This is a genomic window from Stenotrophomonas sp. GL_101 (assembly GCF_057835675.1).
Window position 1 is genome coordinate 593,845 of the sequence record NZ_CM174432.1, and the last position, 21,224, is coordinate 615,068.

General features: G+C 63.7%; 19 protein-coding genes. 11 read left to right on the plus strand and 8 right to left on the minus strand.

The window, feature by feature from the left end; translation table 11 throughout:
• The first annotated feature begins 108 nt into the window (after positions 1-108).
• From AC3IR9_RS02665 to AC3IR9_RS02695, 7 genes are read left to right on the plus strand one after another with little or no spacing between them, the layout of a single operon-like run.
• Positions 109-1,302 (plus strand): cystathionine gamma-synthase, encoded by a 1,194-nt coding sequence (locus tag AC3IR9_RS02665; protein ID WP_489293878.1) that lies wholly within the window; start codon positions 109-111, stop codon positions 1,300-1,302.
• Positions 1,299-2,129: an ABC transporter permease gene (locus tag AC3IR9_RS02670; RefSeq protein ID WP_489293879.1), complete on the plus strand. Its 831-nt coding sequence runs from the start codon at positions 1,299-1,301 to the stop codon at positions 2,127-2,129. Before AC3IR9_RS02665 ends, AC3IR9_RS02670 begins: the two co-directional genes overlap by 4 nt.
• Complete coding sequence (locus AC3IR9_RS02675; RefSeq protein WP_489293880.1) at positions 2,119-3,474, plus strand: ABC transporter ATP-binding protein; 1,356 nt, start codon at positions 2,119-2,121, stop codon at positions 3,472-3,474. Before AC3IR9_RS02670 ends, AC3IR9_RS02675 begins: the two co-directional genes overlap by 11 nt.
• Complete coding sequence (locus tag AC3IR9_RS02680) at positions 3,471-4,052, plus strand: CatB-related O-acetyltransferase (protein WP_489293882.1); 582 nt, start codon at positions 3,471-3,473, stop codon at positions 4,050-4,052. Before AC3IR9_RS02675 ends, AC3IR9_RS02680 begins: the two co-directional genes overlap by 4 nt.
• An 11-nt stretch (positions 4,053-4,063) precedes the next feature.
• On the plus strand, positions 4,064-5,101 hold the full coding sequence (locus AC3IR9_RS02685) for a class I SAM-dependent methyltransferase (protein ID WP_489293884.1): 1,038 nt from the start codon (positions 4,064-4,066) through the stop codon (positions 5,099-5,101).
• Between the two features lie 27 nt (positions 5,102-5,128).
• On the plus strand, positions 5,129-7,885 hold the full coding sequence (locus AC3IR9_RS02690) for a glycosyltransferase (RefSeq protein WP_489293885.1): 2,757 nt from the start codon (positions 5,129-5,131) through the stop codon (positions 7,883-7,885).
• Positions 7,882-8,934 (plus strand): glycosyltransferase family protein, encoded by a 1,053-nt coding sequence (locus tag AC3IR9_RS02695; RefSeq protein WP_489293886.1) that lies wholly within the window; start codon positions 7,882-7,884, stop codon positions 8,932-8,934. Before AC3IR9_RS02690 ends, AC3IR9_RS02695 begins: the two co-directional genes overlap by 4 nt.
• Positions 8,935-8,974: 40 nt before the next feature.
• Here the strand turns inward: AC3IR9_RS02695 and AC3IR9_RS02700 are convergent, their stop codons facing one another.
• The 7 genes from AC3IR9_RS02700 to AC3IR9_RS02730 are packed head-to-tail and all read right to left on the minus strand — an operon-like array spanning position 8,975 to position 16,066.
• Positions 8,975-11,071, minus strand: a complete 2,097-nt coding sequence (locus AC3IR9_RS02700) for a hypothetical protein (RefSeq protein ID WP_489293887.1) — start codon at positions 11,069-11,071, stop codon at positions 8,975-8,977.
• Entirely contained in the window at positions 11,068-12,201 is a 1,134-nt protein-coding gene (gene rffA / locus AC3IR9_RS02705; RefSeq protein WP_489293889.1) for a dTDP-4-amino-4,6-dideoxygalactose transaminase, read from the minus strand. Before rffA ends, AC3IR9_RS02700 begins: the two co-directional genes overlap by 4 nt.
• A gap of 35 nt (positions 12,202-12,236) precedes the next feature.
• Positions 12,237-12,602 carry an EamA family transporter gene (locus tag AC3IR9_RS02710; RefSeq protein WP_489293890.1) on the minus strand — a complete coding sequence of 122 codons (366 nt, stop codon included), beginning with the start codon at positions 12,600-12,602 and terminating at the stop codon, positions 12,237-12,239.
• Positions 12,599-13,360: a GNAT family N-acetyltransferase gene (locus AC3IR9_RS02715; protein WP_489293892.1), complete on the minus strand. Its 762-nt coding sequence runs from the start codon at positions 13,358-13,360 to the stop codon at positions 12,599-12,601. Before AC3IR9_RS02715 ends, AC3IR9_RS02710 begins: the two co-directional genes overlap by 4 nt.
• On the minus strand, positions 13,350-14,360 hold the full coding sequence (locus AC3IR9_RS02720) for a glycosyltransferase family 2 protein (RefSeq protein ID WP_489293893.1): 1,011 nt from the start codon (positions 14,358-14,360) through the stop codon (positions 13,350-13,352). The genes AC3IR9_RS02715 and AC3IR9_RS02720 overlap by 11 nt, the downstream gene beginning before the upstream one ends.
• A gap of 21 nt (positions 14,361-14,381) precedes the next feature.
• On the minus strand, positions 14,382-15,320 hold the full coding sequence (locus AC3IR9_RS02725) for an electron transfer flavoprotein subunit alpha/FixB family protein (RefSeq protein WP_489293894.1): 939 nt from the start codon (positions 15,318-15,320) through the stop codon (positions 14,382-14,384).
• Positions 15,320-16,066 (minus strand): electron transfer flavoprotein subunit beta/FixA family protein, encoded by a 747-nt coding sequence (locus AC3IR9_RS02730; RefSeq protein ID WP_489293895.1) that lies wholly within the window; start codon positions 16,064-16,066, stop codon positions 15,320-15,322. Before AC3IR9_RS02730 ends, AC3IR9_RS02725 begins: the two co-directional genes overlap by 1 nt.
• 261 nt (positions 16,067-16,327) lie before the next feature.
• On the opposite strand from AC3IR9_RS02730, the gene rfbB reads away from it, so the two are divergent.
• The 4 genes from rfbB to rfbD are packed head-to-tail and all read left to right on the plus strand — an operon-like array spanning position 16,328 to position 19,749.
• Positions 16,328-17,383, plus strand: a complete 1,056-nt coding sequence (gene rfbB, locus AC3IR9_RS02735) for a dTDP-glucose 4,6-dehydratase (protein WP_489293897.1) — start codon at positions 16,328-16,330, stop codon at positions 17,381-17,383.
• Between the two features lie 34 nt (positions 17,384-17,417).
• Positions 17,418-18,305, plus strand: a complete 888-nt coding sequence (rfbA, locus tag AC3IR9_RS02740; protein ID WP_489293899.1) for a glucose-1-phosphate thymidylyltransferase RfbA — start codon at positions 17,418-17,420, stop codon at positions 18,303-18,305.
• Positions 18,302-18,859 (plus strand): dTDP-4-dehydrorhamnose 3,5-epimerase, encoded by a 558-nt coding sequence (gene rfbC / locus AC3IR9_RS02745; protein WP_489293901.1) that lies wholly within the window; start codon positions 18,302-18,304, stop codon positions 18,857-18,859. Before rfbA ends, rfbC begins: the two co-directional genes overlap by 4 nt.
• Complete coding sequence (gene rfbD, locus AC3IR9_RS02750) at positions 18,856-19,749, plus strand: dTDP-4-dehydrorhamnose reductase (RefSeq protein WP_489293902.1); 894 nt, start codon at positions 18,856-18,858, stop codon at positions 19,747-19,749. The genes rfbC and rfbD overlap by 4 nt, the downstream gene beginning before the upstream one ends.
• A 65-nt stretch (positions 19,750-19,814) precedes the next feature.
• Here the strand turns inward: rfbD and AC3IR9_RS02755 are convergent, their stop codons facing one another.
• Positions 19,815-21,218: a mannose-1-phosphate guanylyltransferase/mannose-6-phosphate isomerase gene (locus AC3IR9_RS02755; protein ID WP_489293903.1), complete on the minus strand. Its 1,404-nt coding sequence runs from the start codon at positions 21,216-21,218 to the stop codon at positions 19,815-19,817.
• Positions 21,219-21,224 lie beyond the last annotated feature (6 nt).

Consider the following 21,224-nt stretch of genomic DNA (forward strand, 5'->3'; position numbering starts at 1 on the left):
GCGGTGAACCTGTGTTTATCCGCGTCAACGGCTGATTAAGCCGCCGCTGATAGACTTCCGCTCCTTTTGCGGGGGCCCCTGCCGGGGCTCCTCCTGCTGGGAAACATCATGTCCGACCACGCTTCCTCCGGGCACGGCAACCGTGCGCTTGCCCTGGCTACCCTGGCCATCCACGGTGGGCAGTCGCCCGATCCGAGCACCGGCGCGGTGATGCCGCCGATCTATGCGACCTCCACCTATGCCCAGTCCAGCCCCGGTGAGCACCAGGGCTTCGAGTACTCGCGGACCCACAATCCGACCCGCTTCGCCTACGAGCGCTGCGTGGCCTCGCTGGAAGGCGGCAGCCGCGGTTTCGCCTTCGCCTCGGGCATGGCCGCCAGTTCCACGGTGATGGAGCTGCTGGATGCCGGTAGCCACGTAGTGGCGATGGATGACATCTACGGCGGTACCTTCCGCCTGTTCGAGCGCGTGCGCCGCCGCACCGCCAACCTGCAGTTCAGTTTCGTCGACCTGACCGACCTGGCCGCGTTCGAGGCCTCGATCACCGCCGAAACCAAGATGGTCTGGATCGAGACCCCGACCAACCCGATGCTGAAGATCGTGGACATCGCCGCGGTGGCCGCCATCGCCAAGCGCTTTGGTCTGATCGTGGTGGTGGACAACACCTTCGCCTCGCCGATGCTGCAACGTCCGCTGGAAATGGGCGCCGACCTGGTCCTGCATTCGGCCACCAAGTACCTCAACGGGCACTCGGACATGGTCGGCGGCATGGTGGTGGTCGGTGACAACGCCGACCTGGCCGAGCAGATGGCGTTCCTGCAGAACTCCATCGGGGGCGTGCAGGGCCCGTTCGACAGCTTCCTGGCCCTGCGCGGCCTGAAGACCCTGCCGCTGCGCATGAAGGCGCACTGCGCCAATGCGCTGGCCCTTGCGCAGTGGCTGGACACCCACCCGGCAGTGGAAAAAGTGATCTACCCCGGCCTTGCCAGCCACCCGCAGCACGAACTGGCCACGCGCCAGATGAACGGCTACGGCGGCATCGTCTCGATCGTGCTCAAGGGCGGGTTCGAGGCGGCCAAGCGCTTCTGCGAGAAGACCGAGCTGTTCACCCTGGCCGAGTCGCTCGGTGGCGTGGAAAGCCTGGTCAACCATCCGGCGGTGATGACCCATGCCTCCATCCCGGTCGAGCGCCGTAACCAGTTGGGCATCAGCGACGCGCTGGTGCGGCTGAGCGTGGGGGTTGAGGAGCTGGGGGATCTGCAGGTGGATCTGGAAGGCGCGCTGTCCGGCGCAGCGGCATGACAGGTATCCATACTGAGTTCGGCAGCTCGCCGCGAGCGCTCGTGCGCAGTCTGGTGTCCAACCGGACGCTCATCTGGCAGTTGGCCAAACGCGATGTGATCAGCCGTTATCGGGGTTCGGTATTCGGTTTGGCATGGTCGTTCTTCAATCCGCTGTTGATGCTGGCGGTCTACACGTTCGTTTTCTCCGTCGTGTTCAAGGCGCGCTGGGGACTTGAAACAGCCAACCATGGCGACTTCGCGGTGATTCTGTTTGTGGGAATCATTGTCCACGGCGTGTTCGCAGAGTGTGTCAACAAGGCGCCGGGGCTGATCCTCAACAGCGCGAGCTACGTCAAACGCGTGATCTTTCCACTGGACACCCTTCCATGGGTGGCCATGGGGGCCACGCTGTTCCACTCTGCGGTTTCGTTGTCCGTGCTGCTGATCGCCCAGCTGTTCCTGCGCGGTTCGATCCCGATCACCGCGTTGTGGCTGCCGCTGGTTATCCTGCCCCTCGTGATTGGCACGATGGGCGTTTCATGGTTGTTGGCCGCGCTGGGCGTGTACCTGCGTGACATCGGCCAGATAACCGGCATCCTTACCACCGCGATGCTGTTCATGGCGCCGGTCCTGTATCCCTTGCAGGCATTGCCGGAACGCATTCGTCCCTACATCTACCTCAACCCGTTGACCTTCATCATCGAACAGGCACGGGAAGTGCTGCTGTGGGGGCACGCGCCCGACTTTGTCGGGTTGGCAAAGTACTCGCTGGGCGCCCTGCTGGTGGCCTGGGTGGGCTTCATGACCTTCCAGAAGATGCGCCGGGGGTTTGCCGATGTGCTCTGACGTTACGCGTGACGTGGCCATCCGGGTAACCGGCGTCACCAAGTGTTTCCAGATATACGAACAACCTCACCTGCGTCTCAAGCAGGCGGTCCTGCCGCGCCTGCGTCGAGCAGCCGGGTTGGAGCCGCGCAATTACTTCCAGGAGTTCTGGGCACTCAAGGGCGTGGATTTCGAAGTCCGTCGTGGCGACACGGTCGGCATCATCGGGCGAAACGGCTCGGGCAAATCCACCTTGCTGCAGATCATCTGCGGCACCCTTCAGGCCACCACCGGTACGGTTGAAGTCAAGGGGCGCGTAGCGGCTCTCCTCGAACTTGGCGCTGGCTTCAACCCCGAATTCAGCGGGCGCGAGAACGTGTACCTCAGCGCCTCCATCCTCGGCCTCGGCCGGGAGCAGATTGATGCGCGTTTCGACGACATCGTTGCGTTTGCCGACATTGGCGAGTTCATCGAGCGCCCGGTAAAGACCTATTCCAGTGGCATGTACGTGCGCCTGGCGTTTGCGGTCATCGCCCATGTAGACGCCGATATCCTGATCATCGACGAGGCGCTTGCGGTCGGTGACGCGATATTCGTGCAGAAATGCATGCGCTTCCTGCGCAAGTTCCGCGAGAACGGCACGCTGCTGTTCGTCAGCCACGATACTGCATCGGTGCTCAATTTCTGTCAGAGCGCCCTGTGGTTGAATCGTGGCGACATGGTGCTGCACGCATCGGCGGAAGAAGCGTGCAACGCCTACATCGAGTATTGCTCGCAGGAAGTCTATGGCGAGACCGTGAAGCTCACGTCTCGGCAAGCGTTGCGGGAAGCTCGGCCGATCGACAAGCCCAAGGCAAAGATCGAGGAAGATACTCGCCTTGAGATGTTCGACAACGTCGCCAATTCCGCAGGCTGGCAGTCGGGCATTGCCAGCATCGACTCGGTGGTGTTGAGCAACCTGCAAGGGGAACCGCTGACCGCCTTCGCCGGCGGCGAAGACGTGCTGCTGACAGTGCGGGCTACCGCGCACGCGGCACTTTCCAGCCCGCTCATTGGGTTCTTCGTCAAAGATCGCCTGGGCCAGTCTCTGTTCGGCGAGCATACCTACACCTATGTGCAGCCGCCGATGCAGGTAGATGCCGAAACCGGCCTGGAGGCCAGCTTCCGTTTCACCTTGCCCATGCTGCCCAACGGCGACTATTCGATGACCGTCTCCATTGCCGACGGCGACCCGTTTGCCAACACCCAGCACGCCTGGCTGCACGATGCCGTCCTGATCAAGGTGGTGTCGCCAAAGCTGCGCTATGGTCTGGTGGGTATTCCCTTTGACGAAGTCAAAATGAAGCGCCTCGGAGCCGGTGAATGAACCACGGATTCATTCCGCCACTTACTTCGGACGATCCGCGGATCAGCATTGGGCGGTTTACCTACGGCGGGGCTGCATTCAAGCTGTGGAGTGCTGGAGAGCGCGTTGACGTGGGTGCCTTCTGCTCTTTTGCCGAGGACGTGTTGATCTTTGGTGGCGGCGAGCACCGTCTGGACTGGGTGACCACCCATCCGCTGAGGATCGCATTCAACTCGCCCGGCGCTGGTGAGGACGGCCACCCCCACAGCAAGGGGCCTACGCGCATCGGCAATGATGTGTGGATCGGCCACGGTGCAATGGTGCTGTCCGGGGTAACCGTCGGTGATGGCGCGTGCATTGGTGCCGGTGCCGTGGTCAGCAGGGATGTTCCCCCCTACAGTATCGCTGCGGGCAATCCCGCCACGGTAGTGCGCGCCCGCTTCAGTGAGGTGCAGATCGCGCAATTGCTTGGGATTGCGTGGTGGAACTGGCCCGTGGACAGAATCAAGCGATTCGAGGCGCTGCTGTGCAGTGGCGACATCGATGCTTTCATTGCGGCCGCGCTGGCCGATCCGGACGCTTCGGCGTCGCATCCGTAATAGAGAAACAGATGATCGATTTCCCGTTGTCGCCGAGTATGCTGATGATGCCCCGGAAGCTGCCGCATAGCGCGTGGCTTGGACACATCCCGTTCGCCAGTTGGTTGCTGGAGACCCAGCGTCCGCAGCATATCGTCGAACTGGGCACCCACAATGGCGCATCTTTCCTTGCGATGTGCCAGGCAGTGGAGGCCCAGCAGATCAGTTCACGCGTGTTCGCGGTGGATACCTGGCAGGGCGATGAGCACGCCGGTTTCTATGGCGATGAGATCTACGCCGAGCTCCGCGACTACCAGCAGCGCCACTATGCGGGCATCTCCGAGATGATGCGCATGCGGTTCGACCAGGCGCTGGAATATTTCGCCGACGGATCGATCGACCTGCTTCACATCGATGGCCTGCACACCTACGACGCGGTGCGCGAAGATTTCGAGACGTGGAAACAGAAGTTGTCGCCGCGAGGCGTGGTGCTCTTCCACGATAGTTGCGTGCGCGAGCGCGGCTTCGGCGTGTGGCAGTACTGGAGCGAAGTGTCGACCCAGTTCCCTTCCTTCGAGTTCACCCATACCCACGGGCTGGGCGTGCTGCTGGTGGGCAAGGAGCAGCCGGAGATCCTGCTGCGGCTGGCCGAGTCCGCCCGTACCGGCGATTTTGCGACGATCAACCAGTTGTTCGATGCGCTGGGGCGCAACATCAAGAACGTCGAGGAGATCGAGCGCGTCAACCAGGGCCTGACCGCCGCCCATGGCGAGATCGGCCGACTCAATGGCGAAGAGGCTCGCCTGCGCGCATTGGTAGAGAAGAGCCACGATACCAACGAAGAACACTATGCGGTCGTCGGATCCCAGCTTCCCGCACTTGCCCAAGGGCTGTCGCTGCTCGAACGCCGGGTCATTGAAGAGATGAACGACACGCGGCTCGCGCTTGACCAGTCGCGGGAGATGTCGGTAGCCAACATGGTGGCATCGGTCGTTCCTCGCCTGGATGAGCAGGACCGTAAGCTGGACCATCTGATGCGCCCTTGGTGGCGCCGTCTCATCGGCCGCTGATCGACCAGTCTTTGCCAAGGCACCTACATGTCAATCGACAAGAGCTTTTTCAAGCGTGGCCTGAAACGTGTGGCGGCCAAAGTGCTGTCCATCAACGGGTTCGCGTTGCTACCCGATCGCGTCAAGCTGTTGATCGTGCGGCGTGCAGGTGTCTGCGACTGGCACTGGTATGCACGCTTCATCATGCGCATACCCGGTGCGGCGGCGGACGGGCCGAGGCACTTCCTCGCTCACGGCAACGGTGAAGGAAAGTCACCGAGCCCGTTGTTCGACCCGGCATGGTACTGCAGTCGTTTCGGCCTGAAGGCCGGGCCGCTCGATGCCCTGGTCCAGTACACCCTGATCGGCGATCGGATCGGGCTGGCACCCTCCCCGTGGTTCGACCCGCGCCATTGCCGGGCAACGGGTCCGTCCAGGACCGTTCTGGGGCCGGTGCTTGGGCGATATCTGGCCGACTACAGGAACGCAGGCACACCGCATCCGCTGTTCGATCAGGCCTGGTATCTGGACCAGTATCCGGACATACGCCGGAGCGGTGCCAATCCGCTCGTGCACTTCCTTTACGACGGTATCCCCGAAGGCCGCTTGCCGAACCCTTACTTCGCACCGGCCTGGTACCTGGAGACGTATCCGGACGTGGGGGGGAAAGATCCGTTGGCGCACTTCGTGCAGCATGGCGCCGCAGAGGGACGCAGCCCGGGGCCTGAATTCAACGCACGCCAGTACCTGGATCAGTACCCCGATGTCGCGCTGTCGGGCATGAACGCATTGGCGCACTACCTGGCGGTCGGACGAGGAGACGGCCGGGAGCTGGGCAAGCGCCCGTTCTCGCTGTCCGATCTGGCGGCTCCGGCCCCGGCCCCGGCCGCGCAGACGGCTGTCGCCGCGGGCGTCGTGGATATCGTCCTGCCGGTCTACCGGGGCCTGGAAGAAACCCGGGCCTGCATTGATTCGGTCCTGCGGTCGCACAACCGCACCCCTACGCGCCTGCACATCTACAACGACTGCTCACCTGAGCCGGAGGTCACCGCCTACCTGCGTGAGCTTGCCGATGCCGAGCATGTTGTACGTCTGGTCGAGAATCCGCAGAACCTCGGCTTCGTGCTGACCGTCAATGCCGGCATGGCCCACGCACTTGAGCAGCCTGACAGCCTGGGTGCGCTGCTGCTCAACAGCGATACCATCGTCGCCGGCGACTGGGTGGACCGCATGGTCGCTCATCTCGACGAAGGCGTCGGCTCGGTCACTGCACTGTCCAACAACGCGACGATCTGCAGCTATCCGCAACTGGGCGCCAATGCGCTTCCTGAAGGATTGGATGCAGCGGCGCTGGATGCACTGACCCGCCAGGCAAATGCAGGCATTGCCGTGGATATCCCGACGGGGGTGGGCTTCTGCATGCTGATTTCCCGTGCTGCACTGCGGGTGGCCGGTTTGTTCGATGCCGAAGCGTTCGGCAAGGGCTATGGCGAGGAAAACGACTTCTGCATGCGCTCGGCCCAGCTTGGGTTCCGTCATCGCCTGGCGATGGATGTGTTCGTCGAGCATGTGGGAGAGGTCAGTTTTGCCGACGACAGCAAGCCCGGCAAGATCATCGCCCAGAAGATCATCGACGAACGCTATCCCGACTATGGATCCCGGGTGGCGCGTTTCTGTTCGATGGATCCCGGATTCTCCGCACGCGTCCGGTTGACCCTGAGCGTTTGGAAGGCGCGGTCGCGTCCTGTGTCCGTGCTGCTCAGCCACACCTGGGGCGGTGGCACCGAACGTGCCGTGCAGGCGACGCGCGCAGCGCTGGCCGAGACGGGCGAGGTGGTGATCATTCGACCGATGGAAGACAACAATGGCGCAGGCCTGGTCAGCGTCAGCCATGCATCGGCGTTCGATGGGTTTGAGTTCCTGTTCCGCTACCGCACACCGGACGAGCTGGCAGCACTGCTGCTGGGGCTCGGCACGGACACGCTGCAGATCCATCATCTGGTGGGCTTCGGTGAATCGGTGCGGCGCGCAGTGGCCCTGGCCGGGCTGCCTTACAGTTTCCACGTGCACGACAATTACGCGATCTGCCCGCAGATCACGCTCACCGATGCGTCGGGCAATTACTGCGGTGAACCGGCCGAGGAGGGATGCGATGCGTGTATCGCCGAACGCCCCTCCAACGGGGCTTCGGATATCCGCAACTGGCGCGCGGACCACCAGTGGCCCATCCTCGGCGCCACCACCGTGCTGGCGCCCAGCCAGGATGCAGCACAGCGGATGCAACGCTATACGGGTGTTCCGGTGACGGCGCTTTACCATGAGGCGGATATGGCCGCCCATCCGGGGCGCCAGGGCACGGGGCAACGGCCCTATCGCATCCTGCTGCTTGGCGTGATGGCAGCGCACAAGGGGTTGAACCATCTGGTGGCCATCGCAGCGGAGGCGCGCCGCATTCGCGCGCCGCTGCGCTTCCACCTGATCGGTTACCCGCAGACCGACGTCCCGAAAGACCCTGGTTTCACCTGGAGTGGACCCTACCAGGAAGAGACGCTGGATGAGCTGATCCAGGCCCACGATCCTGATGCGTTCCTGTTCCTGTCGCAGGCGCCGGAGACCTATTCCTACACGTTGTCGCATGCGCTGCGCGATGGGCGGCCGATTGCCGCCAATCGTTTGGGCGCGTTCACCGAACGCCTGGTTGATGTCCCCAACGCACTGATGCTGGCATACGATGCCAGCGCGACGGATGTGGTCCAGACACTGGTGCGTTGGCTGGAAGGCCTGCACGAAAAGGGGGCTGCATGAGCGTCACGCATCCATCTGCCGGGCGGCCAGCGCTGCGATCCCAGTATGCCTGGCGGATTGCGGTGATACCCGAGCGCTATGGCGCGGTCATGTCGCCCTGCGCGAGCATCCGGCTGCAGGCCTTCACCGACCGCTTCCCGGCGGATGTGCGGTACCTGGTGCCTGAGGAGATTGAACGCTTTGCCCCGCAGGCGATCCTCTGGAATCGAGGGGCGATCCGCGCCGTTCAGCAGATCGAACAGATTGCTGCGCTGGCAACGCGGATTCAAGCCAGGATGATCTATGACATCGACGACAACCTGCTGGCGATGGACGATCACCCGGAAAGGGACAGCTACGCCGAGCTGGTCAGCGCGGTACGTGTCTCACTGGCGGTTGCTGATGAGGTGTGGTGCTCAACGAAGGTGCTGACGTCGGAAATCGCGGCGGCAGGGGCCAACGCCGTGCTGATGCCGAATGCGTTGGACCCCGCTCTCTGGCGTTGGCAGCGTCGAGCCTCGGTGGAATCGCCGGTTCTGAGACTGGTCTACATGGGTACCCGCACGCACGACGAGGACTACGCGTTTCTCCAGCGCGTGCTGACCGATCTGCAGGAGGTTCGTCCCGGCAGCTTCACGTTGACACTGGTTGGCGTGAACGCGGGGGAGGTCAGCTTGCCGCAATGGGTCAAGGTGCTTTCACCGCCTTCCCATGTCGGCGCGTCCTACCCGGCATTTGTACGCTGGTTCGTGCAGCAGGGTCCGTTCGACCTGGGCGTCGCCCCGTTGATTGAAAATCACTTCAACCGTGCCAAGAGTGACATCAAGGTGCTCGACTACGCCGCAATCGGCGTCCCCACCCTGGCTTCGGATGTATGCGCCTACCAGGCGGGAACCCCGGGCGATCGAATTCTCGCGGCGAACGATGAGCGGGCGTGGGTGCAGGTTCTGAAGCAGATCATGGACAACGCCGCCCTGCTTGAACCGATCACACGCGCCGCCATGGACACCACCGGCGAGGCGGTCTTTGCCGCGGCGGTGGACCGACGTTGGTCGCATGTCGTCCCTTGAAGCGGTGCCTGCCCGTCGTCGACCCGGCAGGCAGGCGGTATCAGGGGGTCAGATTCGGGATGCCCACCGTGGCAAACGAGTAGGCCCCCAGAACAACAGTGACCGCAAGCAGGAGATGCGCCGAGCGCTCCAGCGGTGACCCGGGGCGTAGATGGGAGAGCTGGGCACCGATGAGAATGCAGATGCCCAGGATGTACCGCCCCTGGGCCTGGAAATCGTAAGTCCAGCTGTGGAGCAGCGAGGCACCGATCAGGCTCACCGCCGCGCCGGCAGCGAGAATGAGCTGGCCCCGGCCCAGTTGCAGGGGCTGTGACGTGGCCGCGGTGCACAACGCCACCATGATCAGCATGATGGCTACCGACCAGATGGCCCAGTAGTAGGGTGCTGGTGCATAGAACTGCATGTAGCCATAGACACCGAACAGGCTCTTGGCGGTTGCAACGTGCCATTGCAGCGGCGGCTGCACCATCTGCGCAAGCGAGTAGCCCTGGTCCTGCATGCGCAGGCCAGGAGATGGCGCGCTTGCGCCAGGTTTGAACGCAGGCGCTGCATAGGTTTCGCGCAAGCTGTCGACCAGCTCGGCCTTCTCCGCTCCAGCACCATTGCGCAGCACGTCCACTGCGATCCACGGACAGGCGAGTGCAAGACCCAGCGCGAACACCGCGGTCAGTCGGTACACGGTGTTCAGCATGCGGCTACGCAGGATCTTCCACGCTTCGTAGGCCAGCACGCCCAACGCGGCGAGGACCAACAACAAGCCAGCCCCCCACAGGAGTGCATGATCATAGGCTTGCTGGAGCGCCTGGCCGCCGGCTGTCCAGAGGATGGCAAGCGTGCACAGTACGGCGATGGCAAGCGAGCAACGTACCGGCAACCGCAGCGTCCCTGCCGCCAGCGCGCTGGCGATGTAGACAGCGACCGGCCAGTAATTCCGCTTGGAGATGATCAGCAATCCCAGGCATAGCGCGAACAGCAGGACGTGCAGGATGATCTTGGCGTCTGCGGACTGTTCTCCCTGGAGATAGCGGCGCAGCGGGCTGTCCCGGGTCAAGGCGATACCAGCGGCCAAGCTGGCTGCTGCCAATGGCAACGCATCCCCATTCATGTAGGAGAAGACATACCAGGCCTGCGGCGTGAGAAGCAGCGGTGCAAGCGTAAAGGGCGATAGACGGAGCAGAAACACCGCGGCTATCGTCAGCAGCAACAGCGAAGCCTGATAGATCCTGAAGCCCTGTCGCTCAGGAAGTCCCAGCTGGGATGCCAGGTTGCTGGCCTTGCCTGCGAAGAAATATGTCGCGTTCCACTCGGACAGGTAGCTCACACCGTAAGGGCTGGCCTGGTAGCTGGGCAGCATGGCAGGAGCGTCGAGCTTTGGAGGCAACCAGTGCGTTGAGAAGTAGCGGGCACCCGCTTCGTGCAGATCTTCATCCGGACTCACCGACGGGGAGCGCATGGCGAAGATGGCCAGTGCAAGCACCATCACCGCGCAGATCACGGCAGGCCATGTGTAGGAGCCTGCGTAGGCCATCTGTAGGCCCAGGATGACCACGGCGCACAAGGCAAGCGCGCTCCACAGCAGCCGGATGATCTGCCGATCAGCCCGTGAGGCGCCCTCTACCGAGCGTGGCAGCGCCACGAGCAGCTGAGGGTCCGTGGCCGCCTGGACGATCTGGAAACGCCCATCCGCGCCGCCGGCTGGCGCCGGCAGCAATTCCTGGATGGGACTGGCGCGCAGCGCTTCGGCGGGTAGCGGTGTACTACCGTCGATCCGCGCCCCGCTGATGGAAAATGCAGATGCTTCATGGGGGGGATCGATGCGCAGCGCCAGTGTCTGGCCCTGGGGCAGCCGGACCTGCACCGTCGATCCGCCTGCGTGCAGGTGCTGTGTCAACGATTGGGCTTCGGAAAATCCCTTGCCTTGATCGAAGAACACCTGCAGGGAACCCGGTTCGTCGACCTCGACGTCCATGACCAGCACGCTGTCGGTGTAATGGCGCGCACTGGCCAGTGCAAGGAGCACGGTGGCCAGGAGCAGGGTAGCCAACTGCACCTTTCTGAACGTTGCAAGCCCGTGCCACCACGCCGCCAGTTGCTGGAAGACCAACGCGGAGTGGATGCCTGTAGCGGTGTTCCTCATTGAGTCGCGCCCAGGACCTCATCGGCGGCGGCGAAAATCGCATCAAGATGCTCTTCAACCCCCACCCACAGCGGCATGCGCACCAGTCGCTCGCTGAGTGCATCGGTGTAGCGCAACTCGCCGTGGGCGCGGCCTGCCACAAGACCCGCCGGCGCCGAATGCAGCGGGATGTAGTGGAACACCGTCTGCACGCCTCGCTCTTTCATTGCCGCGATGAAGTGGGTACGGGCATCGAGGTCTGGCAACAGCATGTAGTACATGTGCGCATTGTGCTCGCAGTCGGCTGGCACGATCGGGCGTCGCAGCCGGCCTGCTTGCTCATGGGGGGCCGCCCAGTGGTGGTACCTGTCCCAGATCGCCAGGCGACGAGCGGTGATCTGGTCGGCTTCCTCGATCTGGGCGCACAGGAACGCCGCGGTGATCTCCCCGGGCAGGAAGGACGATCCGATGTCCACCCAGGTGTATTTGTCGACCTGCCCGCGGAAGAAACGACTGCGGTTGGTGCCTTTCTCGCGCAGGATCTCCGCGCGTTCGCCAAACTGCGCGTCGCGGCAGAGCAGGGCGCCACCTTCGCCGGAAATGATGTTCTTGGTCTCATGGAAGCTCAGTGCCCCAAGCTCGCCTATGGTGCCCAGCGGACGGCCCTTGTAGGTGGACATGATTGCCTGCGCGGCGTCCTCGACGATGGCAAGCCCATGGCGGGTTGCGATATCCACCAGCGTATCCATTTCGCAGGCCACGCCCGCATAGTGGACCACGCAGATGGCACGGGTGCGCGGGGTGATTGCCGCTTCGACCAGGCGTTCGTCCAGATTGAGCGTGTCTTCGCGGATGTCGACGAACACCGGCACGGCTCCGCGCAGGACGAACGCATTGGCCGTGGACACGAAGGTGTACGAAGGCATGATCACTTCATCGCCGGGCTGCAGGTCGAGCAGCAGGGCCGCCATCTCCAGCGCTGCCGTGCAGCTGTGGGTGAGCAGTGCGCGATGTGCGCCGGTGCGCTGCTCGAGCCAGGCGTGGCTGCGCTTGGTGAACTGGCCATCGCCGGACAGATGGCCGTTGGCATGCGCTTGGGCGATGTGCCACAGCTCGCGGCCGGTCATGAAGGGCTTGTTGAAGGGAATCACGAATGACCTCGCAGAGAGTGGCGTTGGGAGCAGCGTCAGGCAACCGATCGTGACAGCACGACCACGCCGAGCATGATGATCAGTGTTCCGGCGATCTTGTAGCCGTCCAGCTGCTCGCGAAAGATCACGCTGGCCAGCAGTGCGACCAGGAAGAAATTGATCGCCATGTACGGATAGGCGCGACTGATCGGCATTTTGCTGATCGCCCCCATCCAGCACAGCGATGCACCAAATGCCGCCACGAACGCAGAGATCACCCAGGGCTTGAGCAGTAGCTGCACCAGGTTCAGCGGTTGAAGCGGAGCGGCCAGCAGGTGGCCATGTACGCCAACCTGCCATTTCAGGATGAGCTGGCCGTACACCGTCAGGACGATGGTGAGGGCGATGAAAAGATAGTTCATCGTTTTTCCCTTGAGTGAAGGGCGGGCGGAGGTCGCTGCATGCGGCGGTCCAGGTGATAGGTATCAAACGCACCGTCGATCCGCAGTCCGGCACGCGCCCATTGTCGCTGCACCGTGTAATTCCAGATCTGGGTGGAAATGACCAGTCGACGGTCGCCGCGCTCGGCATGGTGGCGCATCACATGCCGCAACAGGTTCCCGTAGTGACCCCGTCGTTCGAATCGTGGATGGACTGAATTGAGCAGAACGTCCGCCACTCCGTCGCGACTGTCGCACGTCGCAAACCCCGCGACATGTCCGTTGTCGGAAACAACCCAGGTCGAGCGGCCGTCATCGTGTTGGTCCAACCGGCTTTGCGCCCATTCAACGTAGCCCTCCAGCACTTGTGCAGCCGGAAGTAACGGATTGGCGGCGTAGTGGGATCGGTAGCCCTCGAATCCGGCGGTGGCAATCTGGATGATGGCGGCGCGGTCTTCAGCGACCGCTCGCCGGACTGAAGGAGCCCAGGCCCCCGATTCCGGCGTCAGGTCAATGCCATGGTAGACCAGCGTATCGGCATGGATGACAACCTCGCCGGTGTTCTGGAGCGCCAACGCTATGTCGGTTCTGCCGGCTGGCACCCTGAAGATCAACAGATCCGCGGAAGAGGCCGCGATCGAGGCAAGCGCTTCTGCCAGCGGCGTGTCCAAGCCAAAGGCACCCCGCGCCACACCGATTCCAAATCGAGTGCTGTCGGGCAGGGAGGGTTCAATTGTCACGGTTGCCCTCATCTGATTGCTGCCAGGTGTCATGCCAGATGATGTATTGCGGGCGACGTTTGGTCTCGCTGTGCACGCGACCCACGTACAGGCCGACAATCCCCAGGCTTCCCATGACGAAGCTGCCCACCAGCCAGATTGACGCCAGGATGCTGGTAAACCCGGCCACTCGAACGTCGCCCATCAAGTAGCGATAGACCGCAAGAAGCGCAATGCCTACGCCAATCGCTGCCAGAGCGAATGCGGCCGACATGACCAGTCGTAAAGGTTTGTCAGAGAATGACAGTGCAATGCGCGTGGCCATCTGCACCAGTTTGCCGAGCGTGTATCCACTTTTGCCTTCGGTACGTCGGCCATGGGATACAGGAACACGAAGAGTGCGGAAGCCTGTCCAGCGAGCCATCAATGGAAGAAAGCGGTCAGCCTCGGGCATGGCATTCATGGCATCCACCACTTTGCGGCTGTAGGCGCCGAAATTTGCGGTCGAAGGATCGTATTCGGTGTCCGTCAACCAACCAAGTGTCCGATAGAAGGCACTGGAGCCGTTGCGCTTGAACCACGAGTCCTGCCGGGCCACCCGCTGGCCCAGGACGATCTCATAGCCCGCGTCCAGACCCGCCAGCAGCCCTGGGATTTCTTCTGGAACATCCTGGAGATCGCAATCCATTACAACGATGCGCCTGCCCCGCGCGTGATTGAGGCCGGCGCTTATGGCTGCATGTTGTCCGAAATTGCGAGACAGCCGCAGGCCGCGAACCCGGGAAGAAAGCTCCCCGAGTTCGCGGATGCGGTTCCAGGCCTGGTCAGGGCTGTGATCGTCAACCAGGATCAGCTCGTGCGTGAGCTTCAGGCCCGCCATGGCTGCCTCAACCCGATCAGACAGCTGCTCGAGGCAACCAACACAGCCATAAACGGGCACGACGACAGACACGTCGGGACACGGCTGCCCGTTCAGATGACTTTGCTTACTGACCTGATTGCGCATGGCGTGCTCACGCATGACGGGGAATGCAGTATGGATTCAAAGCGCCGCTTCCAGCTCCGGCAGCAGCGTGAACAGGTCACCCACCAGGCCGATATCGGCGATCTCGAAGATCGGCGAATCCGGGTCCTTGTTGATGGCAACAATCGTGCCGGCGTCCTTGATCCCGGTCAGGTGCTGGATCGCGCCGCTGATGCCGACGGCCACGTACAGTTCCGGCGAGATGATCTTGCCGGTCTGGCCCACCTGCAGGTCACTGGGCACGTAGCCGGCATCGACCGCGGCGCGCGAGGCACCCACGGCGGCGCCGAGCTTGTCGGCCAGCTGGAAGATCACCTTGAAGTTCTCTTCCGAACCGACGCCACGGCCACCGGAGACCACGCGCTTGGCGCTCTGCAGGTCCGGGCGGTCGGTGGCCCCGGCAGCCAGGCCGATGAAGCGGGTGTGGGTCGGCAGGACCGCGTCCACGTTGGCCGCTTCGATGCTGGCGCTGCCGCCCGTGGCCGCTTCCGGCCAGGAAGCCGCGCGCACGGTGGCGACCACGATCTGGTCGGCCGGCACCTCGACAGTGATGATGGCGTTGCCGGCATAGATCGGGCGCTTGAAGCTGTGGCTGCCTTCCACGCTCATAAGGTCCGAAACCTGGTTGACGCCCAGCAGCGCGGCCACGCAGGGCATCAGGTCCTTGCCGAAGGTGGTCGACGGGCCAAACACATGGGTGTAGCCGGTGGCCAGCTGCGCGATCTGCGGGGCCAGCACCTGGGCCAGGGCCTGGGCGTTGGCGGGGTTGGCCACGGTCAGGATCTTGGCGACACCGGCCAGCTGGGCCGCGTCGGCGGCCACGGCGGCAGGGTCGGCAGCCAGCACCAGCACGTCGATGCTGGCCCCGCTGATCGCCGCGGCGGCGCTGACGGTCTTGGCGGTGGCGGCGTTGAGCTTGCCGTCATGGTGTTCGGCAACAACGAGGATCTTGGTCATTACAGCAACCCCTTCTGCTTGAGTGCGGCAACCAGTTCGGCTGCGTCCTTGACCATCACGCCCTTGCTGCGCTTGACCGGCGCGGCGTACTGGGTGGTCTTGAAGGTGTCGGCGGCGTCCACGCCGAGGTCGGCCAGCTGCAGCGTCTCCATCGGCTTGGCCTTGGCCTTCATGATGTCGGGCAGCTTGATGAAGCGCGGCTCGTTCAGGCGCAGATCGGTGGTGACCACGGCCGGCAGGTCCACTTCCAGCGTTTCCAGGCCGGCGTCGACTTCACGGGTGACCGTGGCCTTGCCGTCGGCAATGTCCAGCTTGCTGGCGAAGGTCGCCTGCGGGCGGCCCCACAGCGTGGCCAGCATCTGGCCGGTCTGGTTGGCATCGTCGTCGATGGCCTGCTTGCCCAGGATGACCAGGTCCGGCTGTTCCTTCTCGATCAGCTTGAGCAGGGTGCGCGCGGCGGTCAGCGGCTGGATGGCCTGGTCGGTCACCACATGGATGGCGCGGTTGGCGCCCATGGCCAGGCCGTTGCGCAAGTGCGCCTGGGCATCGGCCGGGGCGATGGTGGCAACCACCACCTCGGTGGCGATGCCCTTGTCGCGCAGGCGCAGCGCTTCTTCCAGGGCGATTTCGTCAAACGGGTTGGGCGACAGCTTGACGCCGTCGGTGACCACGCCGGAACCGTCCGGCTTGACCTGAATGCGGACGTTGTAGTCCACCACGCGCTTGTACGCGACGAGGATTTTCATCTGGTGCTAGATCCTTCAGTAACTGGAGAACGTCCGGTGCCTGTCACGGCAACCGGTTCGGGGGTGGGACGGCGATTCTAACTGCCCGGGCATGACCGTGCGAATGCGCATGGTGATGTTGCAGTGCGGCACGCATCTGCGCGTTCCGCCGCGCCGTTCACCTCCAGCAGGCAGTCGTGAAGACAGCTGCGTTGTATCCTGTTGCGCTGAGTCGGGACGTCAGCAGACGCCCCCCACATGCATGAAACAGGAGAACGGGTAGTGCCAACATGGCTTGTCACCGGCGGAGCCGGATTCATTGGTGGTAACTTTGTCCTCGAAGCCGTCGCAAAGGGCGTTCGGGTCATCAACCTCGATGCCCTGACCTACGCGGGCAACCTGAAGACCCTGGCCCCGCTGGAGGGCAACCCGAACCACGTGTTCGTGCACGGCGACATCGGTGACGGTGCGCTGGTGTCCCGGTTGTTGGCCGAGCACCAGCCCGATGCGGTGCTGAACTTCGCCGCCGAAAGCCACGTCGACCGTTCGATCGATGGCCCCGGCGCGTTCATCCAGACCAACGTGGTCGGCACCCTGGCCCTGCTTGAGGCGGTGCGCGACTACTGGAAGGCGCTGCCGGCCGACCAGGGCAAGGCGTTCCGTTTCCTGCATGTATCCACCGACGAGGTGTACGGCACCCTGGGCGAGACCGGCAAGTTCAGCGAAACCACCCCGTTTGCGCCCAACTCGCCGTACTCGGCGTCCAAGGCGGCATCGGACCATCTGGTGCGCGCGTTCCACCACACCTACGGGTTGCCGGTGCTGACCACCAACTGCTCCAACAACTACGGCCCCTACCATTTCCCGGAAAAGCTCATTCCGCTGGTGATCGCCAAGGCGCTGGCCGGCGAGCCGCTGCCGGTGTATGGCGATGGCAAGCAGGTGCGCGACTGGCTGTTCGTGTCCGACCACTGCGAAGCGATCCGCACCGTGCTGGCCAAGGGCCAGGTGGGCGAGACCTACAACGTCGGTGGCAACTCGGAAAAACAGAATCTTGAAGTGGTGCATGCGATCTGCGCGCTGCTCGATGCGCGCCGTCCACGCGACGACGGCCAGCCGCGTAGCAGCCAGATCACCTACGTCGCCGATCGCCCCGGCCATGACCGCCGCTACGCCATCGATGCGTCCAAGCTGAAGGACCAGCTGGGCTGGGAGCCGAAATACACCTTTGAACAGGGCATCGGTTTCACCGTGGACTGGTACCTGGACAACCAGGACTGGGTCAACGGCGTGCTCGACGGCAGCTACCGCCTGCAACGTATCGGCACCGCCGCCTGAGCGGCGCAGACCCACACAGACTGAGGAACACCGCATGACGCAACGCAAGGGCATCATCCTGGCAGGCGGTTCGGGCACGCGCCTGTACCCGATTACCAAAGGCGTCAGCAAGCAGCTGCTGCCGGTGTACGACAAGCCGATGATCTACTACCCGCTCAGCGTGTTGATGCTGGCCGGGATCCGCGACGTACTGATCATCAATACCCCGCATGAGCAGGCGCTGTTCCAGGCGTTGCTGGGCGACGGTTCGCAGTGGGGCATGAACATCGAGTACGCGGTGCAGCCGAGCCCGGACGGCCTGGCGCAGGCCTACCTGATCGGCAAGGACTTCGTCGGCGGCAAGCCGAGCTGCCTGGTGCTGGGCGACAACATCTTCCATGGCCATGGCCTGCGTGAAGTGCTTCGCAACGCCGACCAGCGCGACCACGGCGCCACCGTGTTCGGATACTGGGTCAATGATCCGGAGCGCTATGGCGTGGCCGAGTTCGACAAGGCCGGCAAGGTCATCGACCTGGTCGAGAAGCCGCAGAACCCGCGTTCCAACTATGCCGTTACCGGCCTGTACTTCTACGACGGCAACGCCAGCCACCACGCCGCCGAGTTGCAGCCCTCGCCGCGCGGCGAGCTGGAGATCACCGATCTGAACCAGCGCTACCTGCGCGAAGGCAACCTACATCTGGAGCCGTTGGGCCGCGGCTATGCGTGGCTGGATACCGGCACCCACCAGTCGCTGCTGGAAGCCTCCAATTTCATCGAGACCATCCAGACCCGCCAGGGCCTGCAGGTGTGCTGCCCGGAAGAAATCGCGTTCGGCCAGGGCTGGATCAACGCCGAGCAGCTGGAGGCGCTCGCCGCTCCGCTGATCAAGAACGGCTACGGCCAGTACCTGCACACGTTGGCTGTACGAGGAGTCGTGTCATGAAGATCATCGAAACCAAACTGCCGGGTTGCGTGGTCATCGAGCCGGCGGTGTTCGGCGACGAGCGCGGCTTCTTCTTTGAAACCTGGAACGCAGAGCGCTTCGGCCAGCATGGCCTGCCGACCAGGTTCGTGCAGAGCAACGTGTCCACGTCCGCCAAGGGCGTGCTGCGTGGCTTGCATTACCAGTGGCCGCGCCCGCAGGGCAAGCTGGTCAGCGTGCTCGAAGGCGAGGTGTATGACGTTGCTGTCGACATCCGTCGTGGCTCACCGACGTTCGGCCAGTGGGAAGCGGTGGTGCTGAGCGCGGAGAACAAGAAGCAGTTCTGGATTCCGGAAGGTTTCGCGCACGGCTTTGCGGTGCTGTCCGAACGCGCGGTGTTCAGCTACCTGTGCACGGAGGTCTACCTCAAGGACTTCGACGCAGGGGTGCGCTGGAACGATGCGGATGTCGCCGTGGATTGGCCGATCAGCGCACCGACCCTGTCGGGCAAGGACGAAGCCGCGCCGTTCCTGAAGGATATCGCCGAAGACCGCCTGCCGGTGTACCAGCCGTGACTGTGCTGTTGTTGGGTGGCAACGGCCAGCTGGGCCGGGAGCTGCGGCGTGCGCTGGCACCGCTCGGTACGATCGTGGCAACCACGCGTAGCGGCACGTTGCCAGACGGTAGTGCCTGTGAAACGGCCGATTTCAATCAGCCCGAGTCCTTGACCGCGTTGCTTGATCGCGTGCGGCCCAGTGCAGTGGTCAACGCCGCTGCCTATACCGCCGTGGATCGTGCTGAAGAAGAACGCGATGCGGCCGGTCGGGCCAATGCCGAGGCACCTGGCGTGATCGCGCGCTGGTGCGCTGCGCACGGCGTGCCGCTGGTGCATTACTCCACCGACTACGTCTTCGACGGCCAGGGCACTCGCCCGTACCGCGAAGACGATGCCACCGCACCGCTGGGTGTGTATGGCGCCAGCAAGCTGGCCGGTGAAGAGGCGATCCGTGCGGCCGGTGGTCGCCATCTCATCTTCCGCACGGCATGGGTGTACGCCTCGCACAGCGCCAACTTCCTGCGCACCATGCTGCGGGTAGGCGCAGACCGCGATGTGCTGCGCGTGGTGGCCGACCAGGTGGGCACGCCGACCCCGGCTGCCTTGATTGCCGATGTGACCGCGCAGGCGTTGCAGCATCCTGGCGGGCTCTCCGGTACCTGGCACCTGACCGCCAGAGGTGAAACCAGCTGGCATGGCTTTGCCGACGCGATTTTTGCCGAGGCGGTCGTTGCCGGGGTGTTGCCCCGTGCGCCCACGGTCGAAGCGATCACCACCGCCGAGTACCCGACGCCGGCAAAGCGCCCGGCGTATTCGCACCTGGCGGTGTCCAAGCTGGAACAGGACTTCGGCCTTGTTCTGCCCGAATGGCAGGACGGCCTGAAACGGGTCATCGCCGAACTGGGCTGATCCTGCCGTTGGCGCAGATAAAAAAACCCGGCTACGGCCGGGTTTTTCTTTGTACGCGGAGCCTGTCAGGTGCGACCGTAGGTATCTTCGAAGCGCACGATGTCGTCCTCGCCCAGGTAGCTGCCCGATTGCACCTCGATCAGTTCCAGCGGCAGCTTGCCCGGGTTGCGCAGGCGGTGGGTAACTCCCAGCGGAATGTAGGTGCTCTGGTTTTCGCTGAGCAGGATGACTTCGTCGCCTCGGGTCACCTCGGCGGTGCCACTGACCACGATCCAGTGTTCGGCACGATGGTGGTGCATCTGCAGGCTCAGCGTACCGCCGGGCTTGACGGTGATGCGCTTGACCTGGAACCGCTCGCCGTTGTCGATCGAATCGTAGGCGCCCCACGGGCGGTAGACCTTGCGGTGCCAGGTGGCTTCGCTGCGGCCTTCCGCTTTCAGCTGGGCCACCACTGCTTTGACTTCCTGCATGCGGTCACCCTTGCCGACCAGCACGGCATCGTCGGTTTCCACCACGACCACATCGTCCAGCCCGACCAGGGCCACCAGGCGCTGGCCGTAGGCGTAGGTGTTGCGACAATCGATGGCGATCACGTCGCCTTGATGGGCATTGCCGTCCCCATCCTGCTGGGAGACATCACGCAGCGCGGTCCAGGAGCCGACGTTGTTCCAGCCGGCATCCAGCGGAACCACCACGGCATCGGCGGTTTTCTCCATCACGGCATAGTCGATCGAGTCCGACGCCACGGCCGCGAAGGCTGCTTCATCCAGGCGGGTGAAGTCGGCATCGCGGCGCGCCTGCTGCCAAGCGGCACGGCTGCCTGCCAACATCGCTGGCTGGAAGCGCTCCAGTTCCTGCAGGTAGCGCGAGGCCTTGAACAGAAACATGCCGCTGTTCCAGAAATACTGCCCGCTGGCCACGTAGTCGGTGGCTGTCTCCAGGTCGGGTTTTTCGACGAAGCGCTCGACCGCACGGACCCCTTGGCCGTCAGCGGCCTTGATGTAGCCATAGCCGGTTTCAGGGCCGGTCGGCACGATACCGAAGGTCACCAGCTTTCCGGCCTCGGCCGCCGCTGCTGCCTGCAGCACGGTGGCGCGGAAGGCCGCTTCATCGGTGATGACGTGGTCGGAGGGCAGCACCAGCAGCAGTGCATCGGCGCCGTCACGGGTGGCTTCCAGTGCGGCCACGGCAATCGCCGGTGCGGTGTTGCGGCCAACCGGCTCCAGGATGATGGCAGTGGGTTGCGCGCCCACCTGCTGCAGCTGCTCGGCGGCGACGAAACGGTGCGCTTCGTTGGCGATCACCAGCGGGCCCTGCGTGGCGATCGGTGCGACCCTGCGCCAGGTGGCCTGCAGCATGGTCAGCTCGCCGGCCAGGGGCAGGAACTGTTTTGGATAGGCCTCGCGAGACAGCGGCCACAAACGGGTACCGGAACCACCGGACAGGATGACGGGCTGGAGGGTGCTCATGATCGT

What these genes read in the sequence shown, in the direction of transcription:
- rfbA (WP_489293899.1), top strand. Translation starts at nt 17,418, where the DNA reads ATGACGCAACGCAAGGGCATCATCCTGGCAGGCGGTTCGGGCACGCGC.
- AC3IR9_RS02690 (WP_489293885.1), top strand. Translation starts at nt 5,129, where the DNA reads ATGTCAATCGACAAGAGCTTTTTCAAGCGTGGCCTGAAACGTGTGGCG.
- AC3IR9_RS02700 (WP_489293887.1), bottom strand. Translation starts at nt 11,071, where the DNA reads ATGAGGAACACCGCTACAGGCATCCACTCCGCGTTGGTCTTCCAGCAA.
- AC3IR9_RS02665 (WP_489293878.1), top strand. Translation starts at nt 109, where the DNA reads ATGTCCGACCACGCTTCCTCCGGGCACGGCAACCGTGCGCTTGCCCTG.
- AC3IR9_RS02670 (WP_489293879.1), top strand. Translation starts at nt 1,299, where the DNA reads ATGACAGGTATCCATACTGAGTTCGGCAGCTCGCCGCGAGCGCTCGTG.
- rfbC (WP_489293901.1), top strand. Translation starts at nt 18,302, where the DNA reads ATGAAGATCATCGAAACCAAACTGCCGGGTTGCGTGGTCATCGAGCCG.
- AC3IR9_RS02710 (WP_489293890.1), bottom strand. Translation starts at nt 12,602, where the DNA reads ATGAACTATCTTTTCATCGCCCTCACCATCGTCCTGACGGTGTACGGC.
- AC3IR9_RS02680 (WP_489293882.1), top strand. Translation starts at nt 3,471, where the DNA reads ATGAACCACGGATTCATTCCGCCACTTACTTCGGACGATCCGCGGATC.
- AC3IR9_RS02675 (WP_489293880.1), top strand. Translation starts at nt 2,119, where the DNA reads ATGTGCTCTGACGTTACGCGTGACGTGGCCATCCGGGTAACCGGCGTC.
- AC3IR9_RS02730 (WP_489293895.1), bottom strand. Translation starts at nt 16,066, where the DNA reads ATGAAAATCCTCGTCGCGTACAAGCGCGTGGTGGACTACAACGTCCGC.
- AC3IR9_RS02755 (WP_489293903.1), bottom strand. Translation starts at nt 21,218, where the DNA reads ATGAGCACCCTCCAGCCCGTCATCCTGTCCGGTGGTTCCGGTACCCGT.
- AC3IR9_RS02720 (WP_489293893.1), bottom strand. Translation starts at nt 14,360, where the DNA reads ATGCGTGAGCACGCCATGCGCAATCAGGTCAGTAAGCAAAGTCATCTG.
- AC3IR9_RS02685 (WP_489293884.1), top strand. Translation starts at nt 4,064, where the DNA reads ATGATCGATTTCCCGTTGTCGCCGAGTATGCTGATGATGCCCCGGAAG.
- AC3IR9_RS02695 (WP_489293886.1), top strand. Translation starts at nt 7,882, where the DNA reads ATGAGCGTCACGCATCCATCTGCCGGGCGGCCAGCGCTGCGATCCCAG.
- AC3IR9_RS02725 (WP_489293894.1), bottom strand. Translation starts at nt 15,320, where the DNA reads ATGACCAAGATCCTCGTTGTTGCCGAACACCATGACGGCAAGCTCAAC.